The following is a 612-nucleotide window of genomic DNA, read 5'->3' on the forward strand; positions in this document are numbered from 1 at the left end:
CCTGCTCTGGCTGACCTTTCCAGATCGATTCGCCTATCTTCCTCTTTGGTAACTCCAATGGAGTGTCCTACAACCCCAGAAAGCAAGCTTTCTGGTTTGGGCTGATTCCGTTTCGCTCGCCGCTACTTGGGAAATCGCATTTGCTTTCTCTTCCTCCGGGTACTTAGATGTTTCAGTTCCCCGGGTGTGCCTGCCTATACCTATGTATTCAGTATAGGATACTGTTCCATTACGAACAGTGGGTTTCCCCATTCGGAAATCTCCGGATCAAAGCCTACTTACGGCTCGCCGGAGCATATCGGTGTTAGTCCCGTCCTTCATCGGCTCCTAGTACCAAGGCATCCACCGTGCGCCCTTATTCACTTAACTATCTTCGTGAAAAGACGTTTACAATTTCAATTAGATGTCTTGTCATCAATTGCCTCATCGTTAGATGAAACAATGATTCCTTATCCAGTTTTCAAGGTTCACAAGTTGAAAGATTCTTTGATCTCTCAAAACTGAACAACCAACACAGTACGTTTCCGTAATATCCTTAGAAAGGAGGTGATCCAGCCGCACCTTCCGATACGGCTACCTTGTTACGACTTCACCCCAATCATTGGCCCCACC

2 rRNA genes are annotated in these 612 nt (G+C 46.9%); both read right to left on the minus strand.

Annotated features, from left to right (window positions below):
• Positions 1 to 369: ribosomal RNA gene (locus GLW00_RS20330) — 23S ribosomal RNA — on the minus strand; the annotation flags it as partial.
• A 170-nt stretch (positions 370 to 539) separates the two neighbouring features.
• A 16S ribosomal RNA gene (locus GLW00_RS20335) occupies positions 540 to 612 on the minus strand; the annotation flags it as partial.

It is taken from the genome of Halobacillus litoralis, from assembly GCF_009856445.1.
In the GTDB taxonomy this organism is placed as follows: Bacteria; Bacillota; Bacilli; order Bacillales; family Halobacillaceae; genus Halobacillus; species Halobacillus litoralis.